Origin of the sequence: Lelliottia sp. WB101 (genome assembly GCF_003051885.1) — a bacterium.
Classification (GTDB): domain Bacteria; phylum Pseudomonadota; class Gammaproteobacteria; order Enterobacterales; family Enterobacteriaceae; genus Enterobacter; species Enterobacter nimipressuralis.
Genome location: NZ_CP028520.1, coordinates 3,356,518 through 3,382,233, shown reverse-complemented (window position 1 = coordinate 3,382,233; position 25,716 = coordinate 3,356,518). Strand labels below are relative to the sequence as shown.

General features: G+C 51.8%; 25 protein-coding genes. 13 read left to right on the top strand and 12 right to left on the bottom strand.

Features of this window, described 5'->3' with window-relative positions:
- Positions 1–97 precede the first annotated feature (97 nt).
- Complete coding sequence (locus DAI21_RS16265) at positions 98–529, top strand: universal stress protein (protein WP_100780266.1); 432 nt, start codon at positions 98–100, stop codon at positions 527–529.
- 43 nt (positions 530–572) lie between these two features.
- Here the strand turns inward: DAI21_RS16265 and DAI21_RS16260 are convergent, their stop codons facing one another.
- Positions 573–1,259, bottom strand: a complete 687-nt coding sequence (locus tag DAI21_RS16260; protein ID WP_100780265.1) for a GntR family transcriptional regulator — start codon at positions 1,257–1,259, stop codon at positions 573–575.
- Positions 1,260–1,350: 91 nt separating this feature from the next.
- Positions 1,351–2,097, bottom strand: coding sequence for a bifunctional NADP-dependent 3-hydroxy acid dehydrogenase/3-hydroxypropionate dehydrogenase YdfG (gene ydfG, locus DAI21_RS16255; RefSeq protein ID WP_107703641.1), 747 nt, complete (start codon positions 2,095–2,097; stop codon positions 1,351–1,353).
- A 295-nt stretch (positions 2,098–2,392) separates the two neighbouring features.
- Between ydfG and dcp the strand changes: the two genes are divergently transcribed.
- Positions 2,393–4,432 (top strand): peptidyl-dipeptidase Dcp, encoded by a 2,040-nt coding sequence (gene dcp / locus DAI21_RS16250; protein ID WP_107703640.1) that lies wholly within the window; start codon positions 2,393–2,395, stop codon positions 4,430–4,432.
- A gap of 9 nt (positions 4,433–4,441) precedes the next feature.
- Complete coding sequence (locus DAI21_RS16245; RefSeq protein WP_107703639.1) at positions 4,442–4,924, top strand: glutathione peroxidase; 483 nt, start codon at positions 4,442–4,444, stop codon at positions 4,922–4,924.
- Between the two features lie 205 nt (positions 4,925–5,129).
- Here the strand turns inward: DAI21_RS16245 and DAI21_RS16240 are convergent, their stop codons facing one another.
- From DAI21_RS16240 to DAI21_RS16230, 3 genes are all read right to left on the bottom strand, one after another.
- Positions 5,130–6,113, bottom strand: coding sequence for a hypothetical protein (locus DAI21_RS16240; protein ID WP_107703638.1), 984 nt, complete (start codon positions 6,111–6,113; stop codon positions 5,130–5,132).
- A 412-nt stretch (positions 6,114–6,525) separates the two neighbouring features.
- On the bottom strand, positions 6,526–7,071 hold the full coding sequence (locus tag DAI21_RS16235; RefSeq protein WP_107703637.1) for a cysteine hydrolase family protein: 546 nt from the start codon (positions 7,069–7,071) through the stop codon (positions 6,526–6,528).
- Between the two features lie 426 nt (positions 7,072–7,497).
- A complete protein-coding gene (locus tag DAI21_RS16230; protein WP_107703636.1) occupies positions 7,498–8,409 on the bottom strand; it encodes a LysR family transcriptional regulator in 912 nt (303 codons plus the stop codon).
- Positions 8,410–8,557: 148 nt separating this feature from the next.
- Between DAI21_RS16230 and DAI21_RS16225 the strand changes: the two genes are divergently transcribed.
- Positions 8,558–9,307: an SDR family NAD(P)-dependent oxidoreductase gene (locus tag DAI21_RS16225; RefSeq protein ID WP_107703635.1), complete on the top strand. Its 750-nt coding sequence runs from the start codon at positions 8,558–8,560 to the stop codon at positions 9,305–9,307.
- A 195-nt stretch (positions 9,308–9,502) separates the two neighbouring features.
- Here the strand turns inward: DAI21_RS16225 and DAI21_RS23285 are convergent, their stop codons facing one another.
- The 4 genes from DAI21_RS23285 to DAI21_RS16210 all read right to left on the bottom strand — a co-directional run bounded on the left by DAI21_RS23285 (position 9,503) and on the right by DAI21_RS16210 (position 12,569).
- On the bottom strand, positions 9,503–9,982 hold the full coding sequence (locus DAI21_RS23285; protein ID WP_234419487.1) for an alpha/beta fold hydrolase: 480 nt from the start codon (positions 9,980–9,982) through the stop codon (positions 9,503–9,505).
- A gap of 35 nt (positions 9,983–10,017) precedes the next feature.
- Positions 10,018–10,413 carry an alpha/beta fold hydrolase gene (locus DAI21_RS23280; RefSeq protein WP_234419486.1) on the bottom strand — a complete coding sequence of 132 codons (396 nt, stop codon included), beginning with the start codon at positions 10,411–10,413 and terminating at the stop codon, positions 10,018–10,020.
- A gap of 322 nt (positions 10,414–10,735) precedes the next feature.
- Positions 10,736–11,122, bottom strand: a complete 387-nt coding sequence (locus tag DAI21_RS16215; RefSeq protein ID WP_107703634.1) for a hypothetical protein — start codon at positions 11,120–11,122, stop codon at positions 10,736–10,738.
- A 526-nt stretch (positions 11,123–11,648) separates the two neighbouring features.
- Complete coding sequence (locus DAI21_RS16210) at positions 11,649–12,569, bottom strand: LysR substrate-binding domain-containing protein (protein WP_107703633.1); 921 nt, start codon at positions 12,567–12,569, stop codon at positions 11,649–11,651.
- A gap of 101 nt (positions 12,570–12,670) precedes the next feature.
- On the opposite strand from DAI21_RS16210, the gene DAI21_RS16205 reads away from it, so the two are divergent.
- The 4 genes from DAI21_RS16205 (at position 12,671) to DAI21_RS16190 (ending at position 17,177) form a co-directional block, all read left to right on the top strand.
- Positions 12,671–13,441 carry an SDR family NAD(P)-dependent oxidoreductase gene (locus DAI21_RS16205; protein WP_234419485.1) on the top strand — a complete coding sequence of 257 codons (771 nt, stop codon included), beginning with the start codon at positions 12,671–12,673 and terminating at the stop codon, positions 13,439–13,441.
- A 134-nt stretch (positions 13,442–13,575) separates the two neighbouring features.
- Complete coding sequence (locus tag DAI21_RS16200) at positions 13,576–14,424, top strand: SMP-30/gluconolactonase/LRE family protein (RefSeq protein WP_199908229.1); 849 nt, start codon at positions 13,576–13,578, stop codon at positions 14,422–14,424.
- 184 nt (positions 14,425–14,608) lie between these two features.
- The gene (locus tag DAI21_RS16195; protein WP_107703632.1) at positions 14,609–15,184 is read left to right on the top strand and encodes a hypothetical protein; all 576 of its coding nucleotides are present in this window, start codon (positions 14,609–14,611) and stop codon (positions 15,182–15,184) included.
- 124 nt (positions 15,185–15,308) lie between these two features.
- Entirely contained in the window at positions 15,309–17,177 is a 1,869-nt protein-coding gene (locus DAI21_RS16190) for a DUF4209 domain-containing protein (RefSeq protein ID WP_107703631.1), read from the top strand.
- Between the two features lie 338 nt (positions 17,178–17,515).
- Here the strand turns inward: DAI21_RS16190 and DAI21_RS16185 are convergent, their stop codons facing one another.
- The gene (locus DAI21_RS16185) at positions 17,516–17,905 is read right to left on the bottom strand and encodes a GFA family protein (protein WP_107703630.1); all 390 of its coding nucleotides are present in this window, start codon (positions 17,903–17,905) and stop codon (positions 17,516–17,518) included.
- Between the two features lie 242 nt (positions 17,906–18,147).
- Here DAI21_RS16185 and DAI21_RS16180 point away from each other — a divergent pair, with 242 nt between their 5' ends.
- Positions 18,148–18,612 (top strand): N-acetyltransferase, encoded by a 465-nt coding sequence (locus DAI21_RS16180; protein ID WP_107703629.1) that lies wholly within the window; start codon positions 18,148–18,150, stop codon positions 18,610–18,612.
- A gap of 99 nt (positions 18,613–18,711) precedes the next feature.
- On the opposite strand, the gene DAI21_RS16175 is transcribed toward DAI21_RS16180, so the two are convergent.
- Positions 18,712–19,701: a 2-hydroxyacid dehydrogenase gene (locus DAI21_RS16175; protein ID WP_107703628.1), complete on the bottom strand. Its 990-nt coding sequence runs from the start codon at positions 19,699–19,701 to the stop codon at positions 18,712–18,714.
- Positions 19,702–19,910: 209 nt separating this feature from the next.
- On the opposite strand from DAI21_RS16175, the gene DAI21_RS16170 reads away from it, so the two are divergent.
- The 3 genes from DAI21_RS16170 to DAI21_RS16160 are packed head-to-tail and all read left to right on the top strand — an operon-like array spanning position 19,911 to position 23,066.
- The gene (locus DAI21_RS16170; protein WP_107703627.1) at positions 19,911–22,550 is read left to right on the top strand and encodes a YdbH family protein; all 2,640 of its coding nucleotides are present in this window, start codon (positions 19,911–19,913) and stop codon (positions 22,548–22,550) included.
- A complete protein-coding gene (locus tag DAI21_RS16165) occupies positions 22,547–22,738 on the top strand; it encodes a YnbE family lipoprotein (RefSeq protein WP_107703626.1) in 192 nt (63 codons plus the stop codon). The genes DAI21_RS16170 and DAI21_RS16165 overlap by 4 nt, the downstream gene beginning before the upstream one ends.
- Positions 22,739–22,745: 7 nt before the next feature.
- On the top strand, positions 22,746–23,066 hold the full coding sequence (locus DAI21_RS16160; RefSeq protein WP_107703625.1) for a YdbL family protein: 321 nt from the start codon (positions 22,746–22,748) through the stop codon (positions 23,064–23,066).
- On the opposite strand, the gene feaR is transcribed toward DAI21_RS16160, so the two are convergent.
- Entirely contained in the window at positions 23,067–23,975 is a 909-nt protein-coding gene (gene feaR / locus DAI21_RS16155; protein WP_102103662.1) for a transcriptional regulator FeaR, read from the bottom strand.
- Positions 23,976–24,215: 240 nt separating this feature from the next.
- Here feaR and DAI21_RS16150 point away from each other — a divergent pair, with 240 nt between their 5' ends.
- Positions 24,216–25,715, top strand: coding sequence for an aldehyde dehydrogenase family protein (locus tag DAI21_RS16150; protein ID WP_107703624.1), 1,500 nt, complete (start codon positions 24,216–24,218; stop codon positions 25,713–25,715).
- Position 25,716: the final 1 nt, after the last annotated feature.

The window sequence follows — 25,716 nt, the reverse complement described above, 5'->3', positions numbered from 1 at the left end:
ATAGTTCCCTCAGTGAACGGTTTAGCCTTTGTTTCAAATAGGCATGTCACTCTGAAGACAGATAAGTAATTATTTTTATTTGGATAAGGAAGGGCTTATGTACAAGAAAATATTGATGCCTGTGGACGTATTTGAAATGAATCTGAGCGATAAAGCGGTACGCCACGCGGAGTTCCTGGCGAAGGCGGATAACGCCACCATCACGCTGCTGAACATCCTGCCCATCAGCAGCCGCTCGTTGCTGCGCGGCTTTAACTCTGACATCAAAAAATTCGAGGCTTATATGGTCAGCGAGTCAGAGAAAAAGATGAATGAATTAAAACGCTTGTTTGATATCGCGCCGGAGAATATTCACACCGAAGTACGTTTTGGCAATGTTCGCGATGAGATCATCAGTATGAGCAATAAAGACGATTATGAGGTGATTGTTATCGGCTCTAAGACGCCCGGTTTATCCAGCCATCTGCTTGGCTCGAACGCGGAATCTGTTATTCGCTACGCCAAAATACCGGTATTAGTGGTACGCTAAATCCTTAACCGCATCCCTAAATTTACCTGGGATGCGGTTATCATTAATCTTCCGTAAACCAGTCGCTGTTTTCCTGGCGAATAAGCTGAACCGACTCGCCAATTTCCTGCAAATGCACGGTCATCGCTTTGACGATGGCGTCCCCGTCGCGTTTTTCCAGTGCGGCAAAAATATCGTGATGCTGACGCAGCAGCATTTCCGGCGGGGAGACGTGATCGAGACTCATATAGCGCACGCGGTCCATCGTCGCTTTAATATTTTCAATGGTATCCCACGCCAGCTGACAGTCGGCAATTTGCGCCAGCTTCTGGTGAAATTCATCATCAAGCTGGAAAAAATCGTTGATCTGTGTGCGCTCTATCGCAATGCGCTGCTGGTGGAGGTTTTGTTCCAGAAGATAACATTGATGCTCGTCGACCAGCGATGCCGCCCGACGCACAACCGCGCACTCAATCGCCTGACGGACGAAACAGCCATTGCGCACCTGAGAGAGGGAAATCTTATTGACGTAGCTACCGCGCTGCGGGCGAATCTGAATCAACCCGTTTTCCGCAAGCTTAATAAAAGCTTCGCGAACCGGCTGGCGCGATACGTCAAAGCGTACCGATACCTCTTTTTCAGAGAGCGGAGTGCCAGGCGGAATCAGGCAATGGACGATATCTCGTCGCAAAATGCGGTAGATTTGCTGATTAACAGGTTGGGTAGGATTAAGTTGCGATTCGGCGGCCATTGGATGTGGTTTCTCAGAGAGTTAACGCTTCAATACTACCATTCTTTTGCCGCGCATCCCATACCCGACCCGCAGGCCGGGCAGGGAAGTATCAGCCGCGATGCACGCTTAAACCTGCAAAACTCTGGCTAACAGGCATCATTTCGACGGTATTGATGTTGACGTGTTTTGGCAACGTCGCGACCCACCAGACGGTTTCGGTCACATCTTCCGGCGTCAGGGCTTCGGTGTTCTCATAGGTTTTGCCGGCTTTCGCATCATCACCTTTGAAACGCACGTTGGAAAATTCCGTGCCGCCCACCAAGCCTGGCTCGATATCCGTCACGCGGATCGCCGTACCGTGCAGGTCGGTGCGAAGGTTCAGGCTGAACTGACGCACAAAAGCTTTGGTTGCACCGTACACGTTGCCGCCCGCGTAAGGCCAGCTCCCGGCAGTAGAGCCGATGTTGATCACATGCCCACGGTTGCGCTCGACCATGCCAGGCAGCACCGCGCGGGTCATATACACCAGACCTTTATTGTTGGTGTCGATCATGTTTTCCCAGTCTTCTACGCTGGCCTTGTGCGCAGGCTCCAGACCCAGCGCCAGACCGGCGTTGTTCACCAGAATATCGATGGCACGCCATTCGGCAGGCAGGTTCGCAAGCATCTCTTCAATGGCGGCGCGATTACGCACGTCCAGCTGAGCCGTCAGAATGTTATCGCCAAGCTCGTCTTTCAGCTCCTGTAAACGCTCCTGACGACGGCCTGTTGCAATCACTTTATGCCCATTGGCGACGAAGCGACGCGTGATGCTTTCACCAAAACCCGCCGTTGCCCCGGTAACTAATACGATCATCTCACTGTTCCTCAACGCTTTTTGTGTTGTACAACCATAGCACGGCATCCGGCACACCGTTAAGGCAACTTTTGTATCGCTAAATGATCGACTTTTCCGTCAACAAATGTCACGTCATCAGTAAATAACAGCGATACATTTACACCGCCTGGAATTCAAAACCGGGTCTTACTGTGCTTCTTAATCATCCCGGAAACAGAATATCTTGCAGCAAGCAGTCTGCCGTTAATGGGGATTGCAGCTCACTGCTGCCTGTCCTACTCTGGGAGGATAATTATGTGCCCAGGAGTCAACGATGTCGGTTTCCAATCCATTTTTTGAAGTCAGCGTATTGCCTTATCAGGCGCCTCGATTCGACGTAATCGAAGACAGCCACTACCGCCCGGCATTTGACGAGGCGATGCGCCAGAAGCGCGCAGATATTGATGCCATCATTGCTAACACCGCCGCACCCGATTTCACCAACACCATTCTGGCGCTGGAAAAAAGCGGCGCGATGCTTTCCCGCGTCAGCAGCGTCTTTTTCGCGATGACTTCGGCGCATACCAATGATTTTTTACAGGAACTGGACGAAGCCTTTTCCACCGAACTGGCCGGACTGTCTAACGATATCTGGCTGAATAACACGCTATTTTCACGCGTCGCGGCGGTGCGGGAAGGGGCCGCGTCGCTGGATGCCGAGTCCCGTCGCCTGGTGGAAGAGACGTATCAGCACTTTATTTTGGCCGGTGCGCAGCTAACCGACGAGCAAAAAGCCGAGTTAAAAGCGCTGAATACCGAGGCTGCGTCCCTCACCAGCCAGTTTAATCAGCATCTTCTGGCGGCGGATAAAGCCGGTGGGCTGGTGGTGGATGATGTTCATCTGCTTGAGGGGCTGAGCGCCGAGGAGATCGCGACGGCCGCGCGTGCCGCTGCGGAAAAAGGGCTGGCTGACCGCTGGCTGATTCCGTTGCTCAACACCACCCAACAACCGGCGCTTGCGGCGCTGCACGACCGTCAGACGCGGGAAAAACTGTTCAGGGCGGGCTGGACGCGTACGCAAAAAGGCGATGAAAACGACACCCGTGAGATCGTGCTGCGCCTGGCACAACTGCGCGCGCGCCGCGCACAACTGCTGGGGTTCGAGAGTTATGCCAGCTGGAGCATTGCCGATCAGATGGCGAAAACGCCTGACGCAGCGCTGAAATTTATGCGCGGGATTGTCCCTGCCGCGAGAGCGCGCGCCGAGCGTGAGCAGGCGGATATCCAGAAAGTGATCGATGGCGAGCAGGGGGATTTTAGCGCGCAGGCCTGGGACTGGGCCTATTACGCAGAGCGCGTGCGCCTTGAAAAATACGCCCTCGATGAATCGCAGATTAAACCCTATTTCGCTCTTGATAATGCCCTGCGCGATGGCGTGTTCTGGGCGGCCAGCCAGCTGTTTGGCATCCGTTTTGTCGAACGTTTCGATATTCCTGTCTATCACCCGGACGTGCGCGTGTGGGAGATCTTCGACCATACCGGCGAAGGGATGGGGCTGTTCTACGGCGATTTCTTCGCACGTGATTCCAAAGGCGGCGGGGCGTGGATGGGCAATTTCGTTGAGCAATCCCATGAATTCTCCGCTCGCCCGGTGATTTACAACGTCTGTAACTACCAGAAACCGGCCGCTGGCCAGGCGGCGCTGCTCTCCTGGGATGATGTGATCACCTTGTTCCACGAGTTCGGTCACACGCTGCACGGTCTGTTTGCCGATCAGCGTTTTGCCACGCTATCCGGTACCAACACGCCGCGCGATTTTGTGGAGTTCCCTTCGCAAATTAATGAACACTGGGCCAGCCATCCGCAGGTGTTTGCGAACTATGCCCGTCACTATCAGACCGGCGAGCCGATGCCGGATGCTTTACGCGAGAAAATGCTCAGCGCGACGCAATTCAATAAAGGCTACGACATGACCGAGCTGCTGAGTGCGGCGTTGCTGGACATGAACTGGCACGGCGTCGGGGCGCAGGAAACGGTCAGCGATGTTGAGGCGTTTGAAACCGCCGCGCTGAAAAAAGAGGGGCTGGATCTGCCCGCCGTGCCGCCGCGCTATCGCAGCAGCTATTTTGCCCATATTTTTGGCGGCGGCTACGCGGCGGGCTATTACGCCTATCTTTGGACACAAATGCTGGCAGACGATGGCTATCAGTGGTTTGTCGAGGAGGGCGGATTAACGCGTGAAAACGGGCAGAAATTCCGCGAGGCGATTTTGTCGCGGGGGAACAGCACTGATTTAGCTGGACTTTATCGTCAGTGGCGCGGGCACGATCCGAAGATTGAAGCAATGCTCCTGAATCGTGGATTGAGTGAATGAGGTTTTCGCATGACGACTTTTCATCAACTTAATGCCACCAGCCTGCAAGGCCAGCTCATCTCTATGGCCGACTATGCGGGTAAGCTGGTTCTGGTGGTAAACACTGCCAGCCATTGTGGATTCACGCCGCAGTACGCCGGCCTGGAAATGCTCTACAAAAAGTACGCGGATCAGGGGCTGGTGGTGCTTGGTTTTCCCTGCAACCAGTTTGGAAAGCAGGAGCCTGGCGGCGCTGAAGACATTACCCAGACCTGCCGCATCAACTACGGGGTGAGTTTCCCGATGTTCGAGAAAGTGGAGGTCAACGGCGACGCGGCGCACCCGGTGTTTCGTTTCCTTAAAGAAGCCTTGCCCGGCGTGCTGGGTGGGCGAATCAAGTGGAACTTCACGAAGTTCCTGATTGGGCGCGACGGCAAGCCGCTCAGGCGTTTTGCCCCCATCTCCACTCCGGAGAAAATGGAGGCCGCCATCGTTGCGGCACTTAAAGTCTAAGCATCAGGCAAAGTAGAAAACATAAATGCCCTTACGGGCATTTATGTTTTACAGGCAACTATTCTGTTATTACTGATTAAACAGCCAGTCTGTTACTCCAGTGCATTAATGGAAAAACAGCGCAATCAGAATAATGATAGGAATAGGAACGCCTAAGAAGAACAGTAATAATGAGCGCATTGTAGACCTCTCGTTTAATTAAAGATTATAAGTCACGTTGACGGCCACCGAAGGTCGCACACAGGCTGGCGACAAAGGCACCGGCCAGTAGAGAAATAAATGTCCACAGCATGAGATAGCTCGTGGTTTTGCGTGCGGTATCAGCAGCTTGCTGCGCTTTCTCCTTCGCTTCTTTTAATTTAGCCTGGGCTTTGTCATAGGTGCTCTGTACCCGCTGTTCAGCCTCTTGCTGAGTGATACCCGTGTTTTGCGCAATCAGCTGGGCGACATACTGACGATCTTCCTGAGGTAAAGCGCCGGTGGTTATGCTATTGGCAAATATGCCGGTCACTTCACCTAACTGTGCTGGAGAAACGTGTTGCTGAGAGGGCGCTGCAGGAGCAGGCGCTGCGGCAGGAGAGGCGGGATCGGCTGCACCGTTTGCTGGTGTGCCCGGATTATTCGCCCTGAACAGAGAGTTAACAAAATAGTTCATTGACGAACCCTCTACAGCCGACGATCCGTTCGCCATACTTGCTGCACCCGTCGCCGTGGCCACCGTAGCACCTCCGGCAACGGTACCCACCACTTTAGCGCCCCCGCCAACGATGGCACTCATCGTGCTCGTTAATAGTGCTGCGGAGACCAGCGCCGCCACAGCCCAGGCTAAAAACCCGTGTGCAGTGTCGCGAAAGTAAACTTCATCGGTGTGGGTATCGACCCACTTCGAGCGCAGTCGTCCGGCTAAATAGCCGCCCATACCCGACGCAACAATTTGCGTGAACGTCAGCCAGGCGATGGCAGCGATCCCCACCGTACCCGCGTCAAGCCCACGGCTTTCCCATGGCGACACGGCCGTAAGCCCCAGGCCTGCGCCCAGAATCAGCAATATCAAAGAGAGGGATGCTGCGGCTGCGGCACCGGCAAAGATGGCGCCCCATGAGACGGCGCTACTGCTCGCGGCGGGCACGGGCAGGCGCGTATCAGGATACGTCGTGTTAACGGAGGCGTGTTCGTGAATGTGAGTCATAGCTGTTGTCCTTTGATTAATCTTTGCGTTCGGAACCAGGAACTGATTGAAAAAACAGGAAACATTATCACCTTCAACATTAAGACTCTTGAGGAGCCTGGTAATGCCATAGATAAAAGGGAAAGCTGTAAAACTTAAGAAACGAAAACTTAAAAATCAGACAGGGAATGCATTCCACGAACTAAGGATAGTAGATAATTTTGCCCCTTCCGGATTTTTAACGTTATAAATCCGTTAGCAATGTAGATGACGGATTTTATAGTGAGCCGTAAATTTACCCGGCGCGGCAGGGTTAATGACACAAGAACTACTCTGCGTTGGCACTCTCGTTTGAGCCAAATAGGAGTCCGCTTTGTGCCAGGAGTGGAGTTTTTGCACTTAAGCCGCCGGGAGGGCGGCTCTCAGTCTTATCTCATTTCTCAGAATAAAAGCTCCAGTCCGCTGCTGTCGCGAGCGTCACAAACGGGCCAGCAAGGGTGGCGTTGTGATGGTTGATGATTTCATTAGCTGACAGGTAGCTGTTATCCATTGTCGTGTGCGCATCTGAAATCAGCACAGTCCTGAATCCCAACTCCGGCGCTGCACGGCAGGTAGTGTCCACACAGAATTCTGTTTTCATCCCAGCGATGACAAGTTGTTTTATTCCCCGCTTGCCGAGCTGAAGCTGCAGGCTCGTATCCCGGAAACAGCTAGGGTACTTTTTAATAAAAACGACATCTTGCTCAGCATTCACACTCATTTCGGGTATCAGCTGTGTGAAGGGACTTTGCTCAGAGAAGGGGGAATCGTCAGGACCGGTGTGACGGGCAAAAAAGACTGGCACTTGCGCTTGCCTGGCTTTTTGTAAAAGCAGGCAAATGTTTGACAAAACCGAGTCTGCGAGATGGGGTGACGAGGGGCCACGGAAAAGCCCCTGCTGCATATCGATAACTAAAAGTGCATTTTCAGATGAAATCATGGTGTATCTCCATTCAGTAAATCATGAACGGAGAGATTTTCTTCCCCGTCCGGTTTGGCGGGGAGTCAGAATCTGTTTTGTCAGGAGCCAGTCACAGATGCGCACACGCCGCCGAAGGTTTCGGTGGTGGTAACGGTTGTCGCTGGCTGAGCTGGCTTAATCATTTTCCGGCATTCTCTTATGAGTTGAGAATCAGTAAACACAACAAATCTTAAAAACGGCTCTTCATGTTTTAGCACCGGGAATTGAAGATTTCAAAGGATATGTTTCCTGATTGATGACGTTCGCGGCTGGCATATTCCGACAAAAATTTAGCTTCCGCTCCTCGCTCAGCGCGGATCACCCCAAGGGCAGGCATTAGAGAAGGGCTCAAGAGAAGAGTAATCGGTGAATCTTTTGCGCCCTTAAGGATCGAAAGAGGTGTGATTACCGGTGACTGCGTAGTGCCGCTGGGAATACCTCGGTTAGCCAGTCAATAAACACGCGTAACCGGTGCGTCATATGCCTGTTCTGGGGATAGACGACATAAAAAGGATAACTCGCGGGGCGCCATTCTTGTAGGATCTCAACCAGTGTGCCGTTGTTCAGTTCTTCTTTCGCCGCATAGCAAAAGGTCTGGATGATTCCCATTCCCGCCGAGGCCGCAGCCAAATGCGCATTACTTTCGTTAACCCCGATGTGATGCTGCGTCTTCATCTCCCGCTCTTCACCTTCTACGATAAAGCGAAAAGGAAAGGCTCTACCCGTGAGCGGAGACAAATAGCTCACCAGCTTATGTCCATTTCTTAATTCTTCCGGATACGCAGGTACACCAGCGGCTTTCAGGTATCCCGGCGTAGCGCAGGTCACCATTGGGGCATCACCAATGTGGCGGGCGATCAACGATGAGTCATTGAGCGCGCCACCGCGGATTACACAATCCACATTTCCGCTAATAAGATCCACCGGCCTATCGGAAACGCCTAAATCGATTTTGATTTCCGGATAGCGCTGCAAAAAATCCGGTAACGCCGGGATCAGGACTTCACGTGCGGTAGAGCCACCGACATCAATACGCAGATACCCTTTAGGTCTGCTCTGCAAGGCGCTAAACGACGTGTCTATCTCCTCAATGTCAATGAGCACCCGCGAGGCTTTTTCATAATAGTCCTGACCCTCTGGTGTTGCGACGACGCGCCGGGTCGTACGATGTAAAAGACGCACGCCGAGATGGGCCTCCAGTGATTTAACCAGCTTACTTAATGTGGCATTCGGCAGATTCAGTGAATCCGCTGCCCGCGTAAAACTGCCCGTTTCCACCACCCGCGTAAACGCACGCATAGCCATTAACTGATCCACGTTCTGGTTCTCCGTGAGGGAGTTGATTATTCACCTGTAGAAATAGTGTTTTCTACTTTTGCTAATTTATCAATAATTTCTCTGCGGCTAGAGTGAGTTCACAGGCTGAATGACGGCCCATTCGAACCCACAACCGAGGATATGAATAATGAGTAAACCACTTTCAGACAAAATTGCCCTGGTCACGGGCGGCAGCACAGGAATCGGTCTTGCCAGTGCGCAGGAACTGGCGGCGCAGGGGGCAAAAGTCTACATCACCGGACGACGTCAGCAGGAACTGGATGCGGCCATCGCGTTGATCGGCCCGTCGGCTAAGGGGATTAGGGCCGATATCTCCCGTCTTAGCGATCTGGATAATGTTTACGCACAAATTGCAGAAGAGTCGGGGCGTCTGGACATTCTGTTTGCTAACGCCGGTGGCGGAGATATGCTGGCGCTGGGCGAAATAACGGAAGAACATTATGACCGGATTTTCGGGACCAATGTTCGCGGAGTATTATTCACCGTCCAGAAAGCACTGCCACTGCTTGTTGCCGGTTCATCCATTATCCTCACCGCTTCCACCGTTTCGGTAAAAGGGACGGCTAATTTTAGCGTGTATAGCGCCAGTAAAGCCGCAGTGAGAAACTTTGCTCGCTCATGGGCGCTGGACTTGCAGGGGCGGGGTATTCGGGTGAATGTCGTGAGTCCGGGTCCGGTCAAAACGCCTGGATTAGAGGGGCTGGTTGCCGAGGAGCAGCGTCAGGGCCTGTTTGATGCGCTGGCGGCGCAGGTTCCGTTGGGCCGAATTGGTGAGCCAGCGGAAGTCGGCAAAGCCGTTGCGTTTCTGGCGTCTGATGCCGCCAGTTTTATCAATGCTATAGAGCTGTTTGTTGACGGCGGTATGGCGCAGATTTAAATCTGATATCACACCGTCAAATCCTCCGAGGCGACGGTTTTTCAATGGACGGCTGGTGTGTGCCAGAAGCGGACATTACAAAGACTCAGCTATGTCAGATTTTCTAGATTACTGAACTGATGTTTAGGCCAGCTCGATCTGCTGGCCGGACTTTAGATACTCCTGCAACGTCAACCTGATGTGCAAAAGCATCCTTTAATGATTTAAGAATAACTCTACCGCGCTGGAAAACCGCTCTGGCTGATCAAGCATGACAAAGTGAAAACTGTCATCGATCCGCGTGAAATGAACATCGGGAGCAGAAGCATAGGCTTGACGGTACATCGCATCCACTCTGGCTGCAGGCACCCCGAATAAGGCGTCATACGCGTAGACGATCTCAATCGGCGCTTTGATGCGGGCGAGCTCTGGACGCAGATCCGTAGTCATCAATTCATACACGGCATCCGCAACAGTTTTTCGATCAGAATTAATTCCCGCAGTCACCAAAGCTGGCCTCACCGCCTTGGTCTTAGCTAAGCGGGTTATGGATGTTTTCTGAAACTCTTTGATTTGTTCCGGCGATTGCACCAGTAGCCAATCCCGCATAGCTGTGGCTTGTCGGGCAGCAGTTTCGGTGGTCGCAGCAGGGTCAATCATCAACGTATAGAAAGGCAAGGCATCGACGATCATCAAACGACCGACCTGGTCGGGATGACGGGCCCCCAGTATCAATGCAATCTCCCCCCAAGCGAATGGCCAATGATCGCCGGTGCTTCGAGGTGCTGGGTTTGAATGTAATCAGCGATGGCGTCAACTGCCGGATCGATGACCTTTCCCTCTGGATTGGAAATGGCAGGCGTACTTGCAAAACCTGCAAGTTCAACAAGATGAATACGGTGATTCATACGTAAAGTTGATGCTAAATCGGCCCAAACTTCGCGAGACGATGCCAGCCCCGGAATCAATATGACATCCGGTCCTGAGCCTTGTGTCTGTACAGAAATACGCTGCGAGTTCGGATGCTCTGAAGGTATGGGTATAGACTGATTTGCGGACGCTGAGACTAAAGCTGACATAAATAAAATAACCCCTACGATTGTGGCTCGAATATTTGGGGTGGGCATGAGTTTAGTCCTTGTAATTTATCCTGATAAACAGGAGTAAGGTGACAGAAGGGTTTATTTTAAAAGATATTATCATTCAGGGATGGAAACAAAGGCTTTGGAAGGTACCGGTGACAGTTCCGCACTGACAGGTCGCTCCTCGCTCGCAGCGGCTCTTAAACTCAGATGGCTTGTCGCTCTGTGCCAGAAGCGCGTATTAAACATCACTGGAAATAAACACGCCTCACTTCAGAGAAAGTGACCTGTCTCCCGTGCATTTAAGATCTTCTGTGTAATAACCGGGGTACTTAATGCCCCGATTATTCAACATATCTACACCAGGTTATGTAGGCATTGAGAATGACGTGACTTTATTGGTTTGCGGGTCGATGGAAATGATACAAATAGCTAAGTTACCGCCAAAACGATCTTTGCGGTCAGATATTTTGAGGTTGTAAGTCTCAGAGAAGGAAGTGTAGCCGGATGAGTTAGTCTCATTAAGCTTAAAACCAATGAGTTGCTCGAAATAATTTCTCGTTTTCCCGATGCTATTCTTGCATTGGTCATTGGTAATAGCCCCAGCCTTATTCGCAGATGCTGTTTGCACCGAGTTTGTCGATTTAGGCGTTAATGCCTCATTCACTGCTTTCATCTGATCACCAATGTTTTTCGGGAAATCAGCACATGAAGTAGAAGCCAACACAAGTCCACACAATAACAACTTTTTCATTGTAATCCTTACAATATTTAATATCTTGTTTACTTTAATTGACATTATTAACAAATTGCTAAATATATTTCACGTATTTATCTCTGTCAACATTACCTGTCAATGAAAGGGGCAACAGGATACTACTAGAATTTGTCTTGACTTGGCCGTTTGTCTCTGTTCTTAAAAAGTCATATCACCGTGTCTGATAATTTTACTAAGTATCAGTGGAGATCAATTACCCATGTTCGCGAATTAGTAGTATTTTTCTTCGTCAAAGCCGATTCGCATTCTTTTGATTTCAGAAGCAGAGCACAGACCTGGAAAATTTACTCAATTCATGCGTCATTAATAAAAAAACAATATCTCTATAAACACGAGAGTTATTTAGAGGGATCTACATGAGCAGGCAAAAAAATGGATTCAGCTTCCGCATCTCACTCATAGCCACCATTTTCCAACTTAGTGGGTTGGTGAGTGCCAGAAACAGACACTCCTTTACTATTACCACCTTCAAAAGATGATCATTCCGACGGCTGGAAAATTTTCATAGTGATCGTGATAAACCCTGCTCCTTATCTGCGGCAGAAAGAACGAAGGCATGTGCTGATGGAGATAAGTGGCGATAGCCGATGACGAGATCGAACTCAGTTTCAGCACCTGATAAGGGATGATAACTAATCCTGTCACCTCGAAAGCCACTCATACTTTCAGGAACGACAGATACACCACCTCCCACAGACACCAATGACAAGACGGCATGCATTCCATGTGCTTCCTGAGTAATCATCGGCACAAAGCCAGCTTTAGCACAAAGGCGTATAACCTGCAGATGAAAGCTCCGCCCCTCAGGCATTGGCCACAAAATAAAGGATTCACCTGCAAGATCGGCAAGCGTAAGGTCTTGCCTATTACTAAAAGGATGATCTTTTGGGATAGCGATACACAAACGATCACTGTCGAAATTGACCTGTTCGATGTCATCAGCCTTTTCAAGAGGGGGGATCAGTATCCCGATGTCTAACGTCCCGTCGCGAAGAGCAGCAATCTGTGCAGCGGTTGTTGCTTCTCGCAATTCAAGTCGTACATTCGGATGACTTGCCCTGAATTCACGAATAATATCAGGCAACCGGCCATAAAGTGCGCTTCCTACATAACCCAAGCGTAAAAGACCCGTTCGTCCTTCAGCCACATCTATCGTAGAAACAAGGGTTTTTTCAGCCTGTCTGAGGGTTTTGCGTGCCTCACTGACAAACTTTTCTCCCGCAGGCGTCAGGCCAAGTACGCGATTACCACGCTCGATAAGAGCGACGCCGAGATCTTCCTCCAGTTTCTGTATGGCACTGGTCAGCGGAGGCTGCGACATGTTAAGGCGTTCAGCGGCCCGGTGAAAATGCAACTCCTCAGCGACGGCAATGAATTGCTCCATTCTTCGTAAAGTGATCCGTGCCCGACTCTCTGTCGTCATATCCCGCCGTTCCTCTTGTTAGTGAGTCAATCTTCCCACGATACAATTAAAGTATTAAGAAGCCATATAAATAGTATTTTATATATCAAAGGTATCACTCTATGTTGTTTTCTCAATCACTTAGTGAAAACGGCGAGGGTGGCATGGTGGATTTTAACGGTCGGGTAGTACTTATCACCGGTGCGGGGCGCGGATTGGGATTCGCCTATGCCCGGTGTATGGGTCAGCTTGGCGCAATGGTTTTGATTCAGGATATCGGTGCCAATTCTGACGGGGAGGGCGTCGATCCTCATATTGCAGAACTGGCGGCAGAGACACTTCGATTGGAAGGGCTGAATGTACACGCGATACCAGGGGAGCTGGCCTCACGCGAGGGCTGTCACAATTTGTGCAAAGACGCCCTTCAAGTCGCGGGCCGGCTGGATGCCTTAATCCATAATGCGGGTTGGGTGGCTTACGAGAATATCGAGTCGATAGAGGAAAGTTCTTTTGACCATATGATGGCCATTGCTGCCAAGGCTCCTCTCTGGTTGGCACAGGCGGCCTGGCCTGCAATGAAAGCGGCTGGCTATGGCCGCATCATTATGACGACCTCTTACCGGGCGATCTATCCGCAGTATGTTCATAACGGTCTTGCCTCCTACGCTGCAGCCAAGATGGCCGTGATAGGGCTCACGAACGTCCTTGCCAGTGAAGGCAAAAAAGATGGAATTATTGTCAATGCCATTTCTCCCGTTGCCCAGACACGTATGTGGCGGATAGAGGGGGAACCTGCCGAACTCCACCCTTCGGAAGTAGCACCGGGAGTGGCCTATCTTGCCTCAGCAGAATGCACTGATGGGGGATGGATACTTCGTGCCGCGAACGGGTAGTTCCATGCAACCAAAATGAGGGAGGCCGCAAATGTGGACTATCCGCGAAATCTTCGCGCTGTTAAGGCATCAACTGCTCAGGAGGTTGCGGAGAACTGGCAATCGATCGCTATTCCTGATGTGGAACCGCGACAGTGAATGGCATTTCGGTGGTATCTCCAGGCAAGGCTGTGCTGGGAGAGTCACCCATCTGGAGCTGGTCAAGAGCCAGGCTTTTGTGGGTTGATACCCTTGGTGCTTCTCTCAATTATTTTGATCCCAAAACGGGCCGGAATGTAGAACATGCCATGCCCGGGCCGCTGGGCTTTGTTGTGGAGAAAAATACGGGTGAGTTAATTATTGGCATAGGATGCCATGTTGAGCGAATTGACAGAGCCGGTAAGAGACGAAGGATCGGCACTGCGCCACACGTACAGGAGGGCTTTCGTCTCAACGATGCGAGCCTGGACTCCTCAGGCCGCCTGTGGGTTGGGCTGATAGATGAAGAGTTGAAAGAGGGTTCAGGCTATTTGTATCGTCTCGATCCAGACGGTAAGTGGCACACGGTCGATTCTGGTTTCACGCTTATCAATGGAATCAGCTGGAGTCCCGACTGCAAAATACTTTACGTCACTGATTCCCGGCGTGGCGTAATTTACGGATATGATAACGATCCTTGCACAGGCGAAGTCAGTCATCGAAGGGTGGTTGTCAGCATTAATCCCAAAAAAGGCAAGCCTGACGGACTGATCGTTGATAAGGACGGGTTTCTCCTGAGTGTACTCTTTGATGGCGCTGCCATTGCGCGGATATCCCCGGAAGGAGAAATCGAGCGATGGCTTAATCTCCCCGTGCAGCGACCGACAAGCTGTGCCTTTGCCGAGGATGATCGTTATCTGTATGTCACCACAGCGCGACTTGGGCTTTCGGAAACGCTTTTAGAGAAGATGCCGTATTCAGGGGCTTTGCTGAGGATCGACTATAAGCGTGCACTGGAAGTTTAAGCGTTTTGCAGACCGCCTGGTGCCAAGAGCGGACTTTTAGTCGTTCTAGAAATATCTCATGCCGTGGCCAAATTTTGTCGACCACTACATATTAAGGCGGCAATGAGATACGCTCATTTTGCGTCGGAACATTTCACCGAAGCCAGACTTTTGCCCCACTAAACAACATGGATTGGATGATGTTATGGAAAATAAATATACGCATGACTTACACGAAATTCTGTGTTTAAAAACGTTCGGTGAAGCTTTCGAAGCTTATCGCGTCGATGATTACGACAGAATGATCACCGAATGGGCAGAAAGAGAGCTACTCTCCCTCAATAGCTCTGAAACCTTATTAATTTTAGCCTCCCTCAATTTAGATAAACATCTTGAATCAGATGCGATTGAGCGCTACTTTCATGCATATATGCACGAAAAAAACATGATTGTCCCTGACATCAGCACTAGTTCAATTACGTGGCTAAGGTTTAAGGCTTGGTGTCTGATGCAAGCTGATTCTTCCACAGAAATAGAGTTACGGTTGCACCAAATCCCTGCTTTTCACCTATCTTTTGGTTCCCGTATTGTCAGCAACATCTGCTGGCAGCTTTACGGCATATACGATGAACTCTTTGATGATTGGGGGCCCGACTATCCCTCTAAGGCCTCAGCGATGAGCGAAGCAGACATTCTTGATTTTGTGAAATGCCGCGTGAAACCTTTCTATCGTGTTCTCTGTAGCAACGATTGGGCCTGGGTTTTGGCCCGAGCAGTATAAGCAATCTATTGTCCGCAAAGTGCCAGAAGCGGACTTTTAGTGGTTCTAAAAAGTCTCATGCCGCGGTCAAATTTTGTCGACCACTACACTGGCAGGTTCAACTAAACCGTATTAAGGGATAATCATGGCAACTAAACAAGACGACACCCAACCAAAAAGCGATATGGCGACCATGCCTGTAGTTCTGGCGGCAGCAGATGATTTCGCCGTTTTTAACTTTGATTCCTTGCTACCCGAATCGGCCTCTTGTGATTATCACGAGCTAAATAGTCAGTTGGAAGCATCAGCTCGTTCCTCTGATGAGACTCAAAAAAGCGTTTATGAATTGTTCAAGGCAATTTGCTCATTTCATTTTAGGGCTGATGACCCTGTCCAACCGTGGGGGCCAGTATGGAGTGGTCCAAATGGTCGTTCTTACATACCTAGCGACTTCCGAGGTGAACAAAATGACATTCTTTCAAACGTAGTTATTAAAATTGAAAACAGACTACTTCGAGCTCGGGTGGCAGATATAATATGGACTAATGATAAAAGAAAAAAAGACGCAGCTACAATGGCAATAAATACTTATTGCGAACTAATAGACACATACAGTAACCGTAGTTTGCCGGAGGGGGATTATAGCACCTTTAATCATATGGGGAAGCTCGAGCAATTCTTAAGACGTGTGTTCGATATAGCCTCGTTAACACAGAAGAAAAACTCATTCCCGCAAAATATACAATCTGCATTTGATGTTGTATATGCAAAAGCATTAGAGCTAATGTTGTATATAGTATTTGAACGAGTAGCGCGGCTTGGGGCAAATAAGAAGATAATCGATTGGAGTGTTGTTGCCAAGGATGCCAAGAGACTAGCAAGTAAGACTGATGCTAATACAAATCCGGATGTTGTCAAAAAGGTACTTTATTTAGCGGCAAGTGCATTTGAAAAAAATGGGGACAATGATTCTAAGCGAGAGTGCCAAGAGAACGCAGTAGAGCAGACACTTAAGATGAGAGAGCATGTCAGTCAGGCTTCAGCAAAAGCATACTGGACAAGCATTGCAATAGGGGAACTGCGTTCTGTAGGTGGGCACAAAGAGCGAATAGCAGCGTTGATTGCCGAGTTGCGTGACTTCCAGATGTCATCACGCGATGAATTTGCAACATTCACAATCCCCATAGATGCCGATAAGGAGAGAGAAGAAACATCTAAAATCTACTCAGAACTCTCCCTCTCAGCCTGTTTGCATGAATTTACCCTAGCTCCATTCATTATATCTAAGAGCGACTTACGTCACCACGCTGACACTGTTCGAAAGGAAAGTTTTTTTAGTAATTTCATGGGAGGGGTTCATACTGATATAGAAGGTAAGGTCTACGCCAAAACGCCTGCAGTTTCTGTCGATGGGAAACCATCGGATGAGTGGTACAAATCTCGGCATATAAGAACTCTTGATTTATTTTATCATCACTTCGTTTCAGGTTATGTAGACCCTGTCCGTTATTGTTTATCAACCCGATTTTCTATAGAAGAACGTCACTTTGAATCTATTTCCGCATTAAGCCCATTTGTTCCACGTGGTCATGAACATATATTTTCGTTAGGCTTTTCTCGCTTTTTTCAGGGTGATTATGCTTCTGCTACTTACCTTCTCGTTCCTCAACTTGAAAACTCAATACGGTTTTATATGCACACATTGAACCGTGAGACTTCTAAATTAGATAATGAACTTCTTCAGGAAGATCGTTCTCTGTCTGGAATGCTAGAAAGCCTTCGCCCTGAGTTGGAGCAGGTCTTTGGTGGGGATTTAATAAATATTATTGATTTACTTTTCAATTACAAGCCAGGCCCGTCTCTGCGCCATGAAATAGCGCACGGGAAATTGTCTGCAGGAGGGTGTTTTAGCGCTTCAGCTATTTATGCTTGTTGGTTGATTTATCGTCTTGTTTGTTGGCCTCTGTTAGATTGCTGGGTTGAACATATAGCACCGTCTATAGAGGAAAACTAAAATTTGTGAGCCTTATGACATATAACTACTGATTACCTGCAGCAGGGCCTGCATGAAGGAAAACTTCCGCTCCTCGCTCATAGCACTCATAGCAGCGCTTCAGTAAGCAAATAGATGTCTGCTTAGACAAAAGCTGACGTTAAGAGCGCTTGACCCGCTCCCCGTTCGTTAACACATAGCAACGTTAGAAATGCATTCTACGCGGTAATAACATTTGCAAGCTTCCGCTCCTCGCTCACAGCGGACCTCGCGCTACTTCAGCGGTCCGCATCTTCAGGCAGAACGAATGCTTAGAATAACAAAGATAAATATTGAGAAACTGCCCAAAACGTCCTTTTTTATCCAGCGGTATCGGGCATGATTTTTCTCCACCAGTCAGGTTTCATATCCTGAAAAGAGTGGGAGTGGGGCGAAAAAATGACGGCTTCATTGTGGTCAAAAACACCGCTGAGTAAAGCCGTCACCGGCGCGTCATCAATCGCACCTAATGAACTGCCACACCTGGTGCAGAATGCTCTGGATGAGGTTTTAGATGAGCGATATAAAGAAGGTGTGCCTCCTTCACCCGTCCATTCAACATTCGCCGAGTGGAATTCAAGCCATACTGCGGTCTGACAACCTGAATGCTTCTGGCAAATATCACAGGAGCAGGAATGAGTGGAAACTGGGTTAATCGCTGTGAATCTGATAAACCCGCACAAACATCCGCCTGACAGTTTCAAATCCATATCAGTCGATACCTTATCAACGCTCAGAGAATAACAAAGATAGCATCGTCCGTTTTTTGCTCAAAGCATCTCCATAACCTTACACATCATCCCCACCGTATCCGGTGCAGGTCATCAATACGCATTTTACGTAACCAACTCACCCAAACCAGTAGTTAACAGTGAATTCAATTGACGAGTGAAGGCGACAGGCTTATCACTATTATGCTATCTATCAAAAGGTTAGGCCTGAGAGGTTAAAAGTGATTACGTTCCGCGCAATGACGGAAGATGAATATCCCGCTTATCTTGAATATTTTGTTCAGGATTATGCCAATGAAATCGAATCAAACTATCGCGTATCGCAACCGGATTCTCTGGCAAGAGCGAAACAGGAATTAACGGCATTGCTTCCCGAGGGTGTAAATACCACAGGCCAGGTGCTGTTGTGTATTATCGTGCAGTCGGCACATGTCGGTTATCTCTGGTACAAAACTGATCCGGTTATGCGTACGGCTTTTATCTACGATTTCCATATTCTCACTGCCTGCCAGGGAATGGGATTGGGTAAACAGTCGCTGGCTGCTTTCGAAGCGTATTTACGGATTGAGGGTATTAAAGAGATCAAATTGCGTGTGGCAGGGGACAATGCTCGCGCTCAGCATATTTATGAAGCCAGCGGATTTGGGGTGACGGGTATCAATATGAGTAAATCTATTACTGACTGAGGGACTAAGAAGAACCTGATCCGCACATCTATTTGGCGGTGTTTATGCTGCGGGATTTATAGAGGCCAGGTACGCGTCAACGCCACCCGGCCTGGAACATCAGGCCACTTCGTTCTGACAGTCTTCGCCGTTTTCCAGCTGTTTCAGATTACCCAGCGTGGTTTCTGAAATGCTGATCAGCGCTTCGGCGGTCAGGAACGCCTGGTGCCCGGTAAACAGCACGTTGTGGCAGGCGGAGAGGCGGCGGAACACGTCGTCCTGGATGACATCGTTAGACTTGTCTTCGAAGAACAGATCGCGTTCGTTCTCATACACGTCCATCCCCAACGCGCCAATTTTCTGCGTTTTGAGGGCTTCGATCGCCGCCTGAGAGTCAATCAGACCGCCACGGCTGGTGTTGATAATCATCACCCCGTCTTTCATCTGGTCAAACGCGCTCTGATTGAGCAGGTGATAGTTCTCAGGGGTCAGCGGACAGTGCAGGGAGATCACGTCCGACTGAGAGAGCAGCGTCGGCAGATCGACATACTCCACGCCCAGCTCCAGTGCGGCAGCACTTGGATACGGATCGAACGCCAGCAGACGCATCCCGAAACCTTTCAGAATACGCAGCGTCGCCACGCCGATTTTACCGGTACCGATGACGCCTGCGGTTTTACCGTACATGGTAAAGCCCGTCAGACCTTCGAGAGAGAAGTTGGCATCACGGGTGCGCTGATAAGCACGGTGAATACGTCGGTTCAGAGACATCATCATACCGATGGCATGTTCAGCCACGGCTTCCGGGGAGTAGGCCGGCACGCGCACCACTTTTAACCCCAGCTCTTTCGCCGCATCCAGATCGACGTTGTTAAAGCCCGCGCAGCGCAGCGCGATGAACTTCACGCCGTGCTTTTTCAGCTCTTCCAGCACCGGGCGGCTGCCATCGTCGTTGACGAAAATACACACCGCTTCGCATCCGTTCGCCGTTTTGGCGGTTTTTTCAGTCAGCAGAAAGTCAAAAAATTCGAGTTCGAATCCGTAAGTCTCGTTAACATGTTGCAGATACTTTTTATCGTACTGTTTTGTGCTATATACCGCGAGTTTCATAAGACTTTCTCCAGTGATTTTACCATCACGTTAGCATGATTAAAATAATCTTACAATTTATAAAATATTATTGAATTCAATAAGTTCTATGAATAATTCTAGAGCAACTATCCTTAAAAATGGCGTTGACTTCAACTGACTGGCTAAACATGCCACAATGACGGGCACTGTCGGCTTATTTTTTCGCTAAATCAGGATATTAACTGCCCATGAGGGGTAAATACAAAGCCGCAATTGCGCTATTGCTGTTGTTCATTCTTCTGCCGCTGACGCTGCTGATGACGCTCGCCCAGTGGGTGCCAACCCTTGCCGGGATCTGGCTCCCCGTCGGGACGCGCATTGCATTCGAGAAAAGCCCGCGTCTGACCCGCAATCAAATTATTATCCCCGATCTTCGCTATCTGGTAGAGGACTGCGAAATCGCTCGCGTGGAAAACGCCGCGCTGTCGCACCCGAGCCGCTGGAAACTGGATATCGGCGCACTCGATCTCAATACCGCCTGCCTGAGCAAACTGCCGCAGGCGGAACAGGCTAACACCGCGCCCAAAACCCTTGCCGAATGGCAGTCGATGCTGCCGAACACCTGGCTGACGATTGATCGCTTAACGCTCTCTCCGTGGCAGCAGTGGCAGGGCAAACTCAACATCTCTTTAACCCCCTCCGTTCAGGACGTGACCTACCAGGGCGAACAGGTCAAGGTGCGCGGCAAATTTCGCGGGCAAAACCTGACCATCAGCGAGTTTGAAGTCCATCTGCCGGATTACCCGCAGCCGATCAGGCTGGCGGGGGAATTTACCCTGCCGCTGGTGCCGGACGGCGTGCCGGTGAAAGGCCATGCGGAGGCCACTCTGACGGTGCCGCCGCTGTCATCACCGGTGGACGCGGATCTCGACTGGGAAGAGAACCGTGGTCAGCTGGTGCTGACCGCCCGCGATAACCCCGATCCGCTGCTGGATTTGCCGTGGCAGCTCACCGCCGAACAGCTGATAGTCAGCGACGGACGCTGGCACTGGGATCTGGAGGGGCTACCCCTGAGCGGGCGCGTGGGCGTGAAAGTTGACAACTGGCAGCAGGGGCTGGAAAACGCCACCTTTAGCGGTCGTCTGAACGTGCTGACTCAGGGCGATGCCGGGAAAGGTAATGCCGTGCTGAGCCTCGGGCCGGGCAAACTGAGCATGGAAAACAGCGCCATGCCACTGCAGGTGACGGGCGAGGCCAAGCAGGGCGACCTGATTCTGTACGCGATTCTGCCAGCCCAACTGACGGGCAGCCTCGCCGATCCGCAGCTCGTCTTTGAGCCGGGCGCGCTGCTGCGTTCGCGCGGTCGGCTTATCGATTCGCTCAATATCGATGAAATTCGCTGGCCGCTGGCGGGCGTTAAACTCTCGCAAAAAGGGGTGGATGGCCGTCTGCAGGCGATTCTGAAAGCCCATGAAAACGACATGGGCGATTTCGTGCTGCACCTCGACGGACAGGCCAATGACTTCCTGCCGGACAGCGGCCTGTGGCAGTGGCGCTACTGGGGCGATGGGCACTTCACGCCGATGAATGCCCGCTGGGATGTGGCCGGGAAGGGCGAGTGGCGCGACAGTGCCATCGAACTGACGGCGCTCTCGACCGGTTTCGATAAACTGCAGTACGGCACCATGCTGGTGAGCAAGCCGCGTCTGGTGCTGGATCAGCCGGTGCGCTGGCTGCGTGGCGAAAACAATCCGCACTTTAGCGGCGCGCTCTCCCTGGATGCGGAGCAGACGTCGTTCTCCGGCGGCAGCGTGTTACCGCCGTCGACCCTCAAGTTCAGCGTCGACGGCACCGATCCGACGTTCTTCCAGTTTAAAGGCGATCTGCACGCCGGGGCGATTGGCCCGGTCCAGCTGAACGGTCGCTGGGACGGGGAGCGTCTGCGCGGGCAGGCCTGGTGGCCAAAACAGTCCCTGATGGTCTTCCAGCCGCTGGTGCCGCCCGACTGGAAAATGAATCTGCGCGACGGCGAACTGTACGCTCAGGTGGCGTTTTCGGCGGCCGCTGGGCAAGGATTCGAAGCGGGTGGTCATGGCGTGGTGAAAAGCGGCAGCGTCTGGATGCCCGACAACCAGATCAACGGCGTCGATTTTGTACTGCCGTTCCGCTTCAGCGAAGGCACCTGGTCTCTGGGCACGCGCGGCCCGGTCACGCTGCGCATCGCCGAAGTAATAAACCAGGTCACCGCACGCAATATTACCGCCGATTTGCAGGGCGATTACCCGTGGAGTGAATCCCACCCGCTGTTGCTGACCAACGTCAGCACCGACGTGCTGGGCGGAAAAATCACCCTGCAGCAGCTGCGGATGCCGCAGCACGATCCGGCGCTGCTGCGGGTGCAGAATATCTCCTCCAGCGAACTTATCAGTGCCGTCAATCCGAAACAGTTTACCCTGTCCGGCCCGGTGAGCGGGGCGCTGCCGTTCTGGCTTGAGAACGAGAAATGGATCATCAAAGACGGCTGGCTGACTAACCCCGGCCCGATGACGCTGCGTCTGGATAAAGACACGGCAGATGCCATCGTCAAAGACAACATGGCGGCGGGCGTGGCGATTAACTGGCTTCGCTATATGGAAATTTCTCGCTCGTGGACGAAAATCAATGTAGATAATCTGGGTGTGTTGACCATGCAGGCGGCGATCAGCGGCACCAGCCGCGTTGACGGTAAAAGCAACACCGTGAACCTCAATTACACTCACGAAGAGAATCTTTTTACCCTGTGGCGCAGCCTGCGTTATGGGGATAATTTACAGGCATGGCTTGAGCAACACGCGGCGTTACCGGATGCCCGCTGTCAGGCAGGCAAGGAATGTGAGGAACAACAATGAAAAAGCTGATAGGCGCGCTCGGCGTGGTCATGGTCGCAATGCTATCAGGCTGTACGCCCCGCATCGAAGTGGCGGCACCGAAAGAGCCGATCACCATCAATATGAACGTCAAAATCGAACATGAAATCCATATCAAAGTGGATAAAGACGTCGAAACCCTGCTGAAATCACGCAGCGATCTGTTCTGAGGATGCCATGAAACGACTTCTTGCAATCGGTCTGCTGGCGCTGGGCATGAGCGCTCAGGCGCAGGCGATCACCTTAAACGAAGCGCGCGCGCAGGGGCTGGTGGGCGAGACGCTCAGCGGCTACATCGCGCCGCTGCGTCAGGATAAACAAACGCTGGCGCTGGTGAACGAGATCAACGCGGCGCGTACCGAAAGCTACCAGAAACTGGCGGACAGCAACAATATTCCGGTGGATGAAGTGGCGAAAATGGCCGGGCAAAAGCTGGTGGCCCGCGCGCAGCCGGGCGAATACGTGAAGGGTATCAACGGAAAGTGGCTGAAGAAGTGATCAGCGGTAGCGCTTGCGATACTCGCCTGGCGACACGCCAAAGCGCTGTTTGAAGGCCGTAGAAAAATGGCTATGGTCGGCAAAGCCCCAGCTATAGCCAATGCCCGCCAGTTTTTCATCATCGCCTGTGGCGCGTAGCACCTGCGCGCACAGGTCCAGCCGCCGGTTTTTGATGTACTGCGCCACCACCAGCCCTTTATCGGCAAACATGCGATACAGGCTGCGTACCGACATCCCGCTCTCGGTGGCAATCCACTCCGGTCGCAGCGCTTCCGACTGAATATGAGAATCGATCAACGACAGCACATTCTGGAACTGACGCTCTTTACGCGGCGGCGCCGATTCGCGCTGCTGAAACGCCGGGCGCAACAAACACACCATCGCTTCCAGCGCCGCCTCGCTCTCCATATCGCTCAGCTGCGCATTATCCATACTCTCCTGCAACAGCCGATAGCTCAGCTGCACGGTGGGCAGCGTGCGCGACAGCTTATGGGCGCAGCTCACCTCCTGGAAACGGCACTGCTGTTCCAGTATCTGGCGCGGCAGTAACAGGGAAATCTGGCGCGATTTGTCGTGCCAGTAGATCGAGCAGGGGCGTGAGGCGTCAATCAGCGTAATGTCGCCCGCGTCGATCACAATCTGCTTATCATCCTGCTCCAGCGTAGCCTGACCTTCGAGCTGAAACACGGTGTAAAACCAGGCGTCGTTGCTGGTTTTGATCTCCTGACGGGTGCGAAACAGGTTAACGCCTGCGGCGGTGACGGTGCTGAGCTTCAGGCTTCTGGCGTAGCTGGTTTCCAGTTCACCGATGAACTGGCCTGGCAACGGGCGCGCGGCAAAGCTGCCACACACCTGGTTAATTTGCGCCAGCCACTGCTGATATTTTTCCTGCTCACTTGCACACGCCATCTTTCATCTCGCTGCACTGTCAATGTTTTTGCATTGTTGCATTTGTGTTGCATTTTGTCAGAGGTCAGGGCTGACTATAGGAAAGAACACTCGCTGATAACAGTGTTATAAGCCGGAATTATCATGATTTGCGGGGGCTGTCACAGGTGGCAAAACGAATGTCACAGAGATAAAAGCGCGTTTTGCAAACCCATCTTAGACTGCGATGACACCCTGCGAATAATAATGAAGGAGCACCCGATGTCTGAGTCACAGACCGCCGTCCTGCAAAGCGTGCAACAGTTTTTAGACCGTCATCATGGCCTGTGGATCGAGGGCCGCCCGTCGGCCTCTGAAAGTGAAAAGCGTCTGAACATATTTAATCCGGCGACGGGTGAAGTGATTGCCTCGACGGCAGATGCGAGTGTGGACGACGTGGATCGCGTGGTGATGTCCGGCTGGCGCGCCTTTGTTTCCCGCAGCTGGGCCGGGAAACTGCCTGCCGAGCGCGAGCGCATTTTGCTGCGTTTTGCCGATCTGGTGGAGCAGCATACGGAAGAGCTGGCGCAGCTCGAAACCCTGGAGCAGGGCAAATCGATTAACATCTCCCGCGCGTTTGAAGTGGGCTGCACCCTGAACTGGATGCGCTACACCGCCGGGCTGACCACCAAAATTGCGGGCAAAACGCTCGATCTCTCCATTCCGCTGCCGCAGGGCGCGCGCTATCAGGCGTGGACCCGTAAAGAGCCGGTCGGCGTGGTAGCCGGAATAGTCCCCTGGAACTTCCCACTGATGATTGGCATGTGGAAGGTGATGCCTGCGCTGGCTGCAGGCTGCTCCATTGTGATCAAACCGTCGGAAACCACGCCACTGACCCTGCTGCGCGTGGCCGAACTGGCAAGCGAGGCGGGCGTGCCCGATGGCGTATTTAACGTCGTCACCGGCAGCGGTGCCGTGTGCGGCGCGGCATTAACCTCGCATCCCCATATCGCCAAAGTGAGTTTTACCGGCTCAACGGCCACCGGCAAGCAGATCGCACGCACCGCCGCCGATACCTTAACGGGTGTGACCCTGGAGCTGGGCGGCAAAAACCCGGCGATCGTGCTGAAAGATGCCGACCCGGCGTGGGTGGTGGAAGGGCTGATGACCGGCAGCTTCCTCAACCAGGGGCAGGTATGTGCCGCCAGTTCGCGCATTTACATTGAAGCACCGCTGTTTGATACCCTGGTGAGCCACTTTGAGCAGGCGGTGAAATCCATGAGCGTCGGGCCAGGCATGTCGCCCACGGCACACATCAACCCGCTGGTCTCCCGCGCCCATTGCGACAAAGTGCAAACCTTCCTCAACGAGGCGCAGCTCAGCCATGCCGAGCTGATTACCGGCAACAGCGGCCCGGATAAACAGGGCTATTACGTTGCGCCAACGCTGGTGGTAAACCCCGATGCCAGCCTGCGCCTGACCCGCGAAGAGGTGTTTGGCCCGGTGGTAAATCTGGTGCGAGTGGCCGATGGGGAAGAGGCACTCCAGCTGGCGAACGACACGGAGTATGGCCTGACGGCCAGCGTCTGGACGCAAAATATCAGCAAAGCGCTGGAGTACACGGACCGTTTACAGGCGGGAACCGTGTGGGTGAACAGCCATACGCTGATCGACGCCAACCTGCCGTTTGGCGGCATGAAACAGTCCGGCACAGGCCGCGATTTTGGTCCTGACTGGCTGGATGGCTGGTGTGAAACGAAGTCGTTGTGTGTGCGGTATTAAT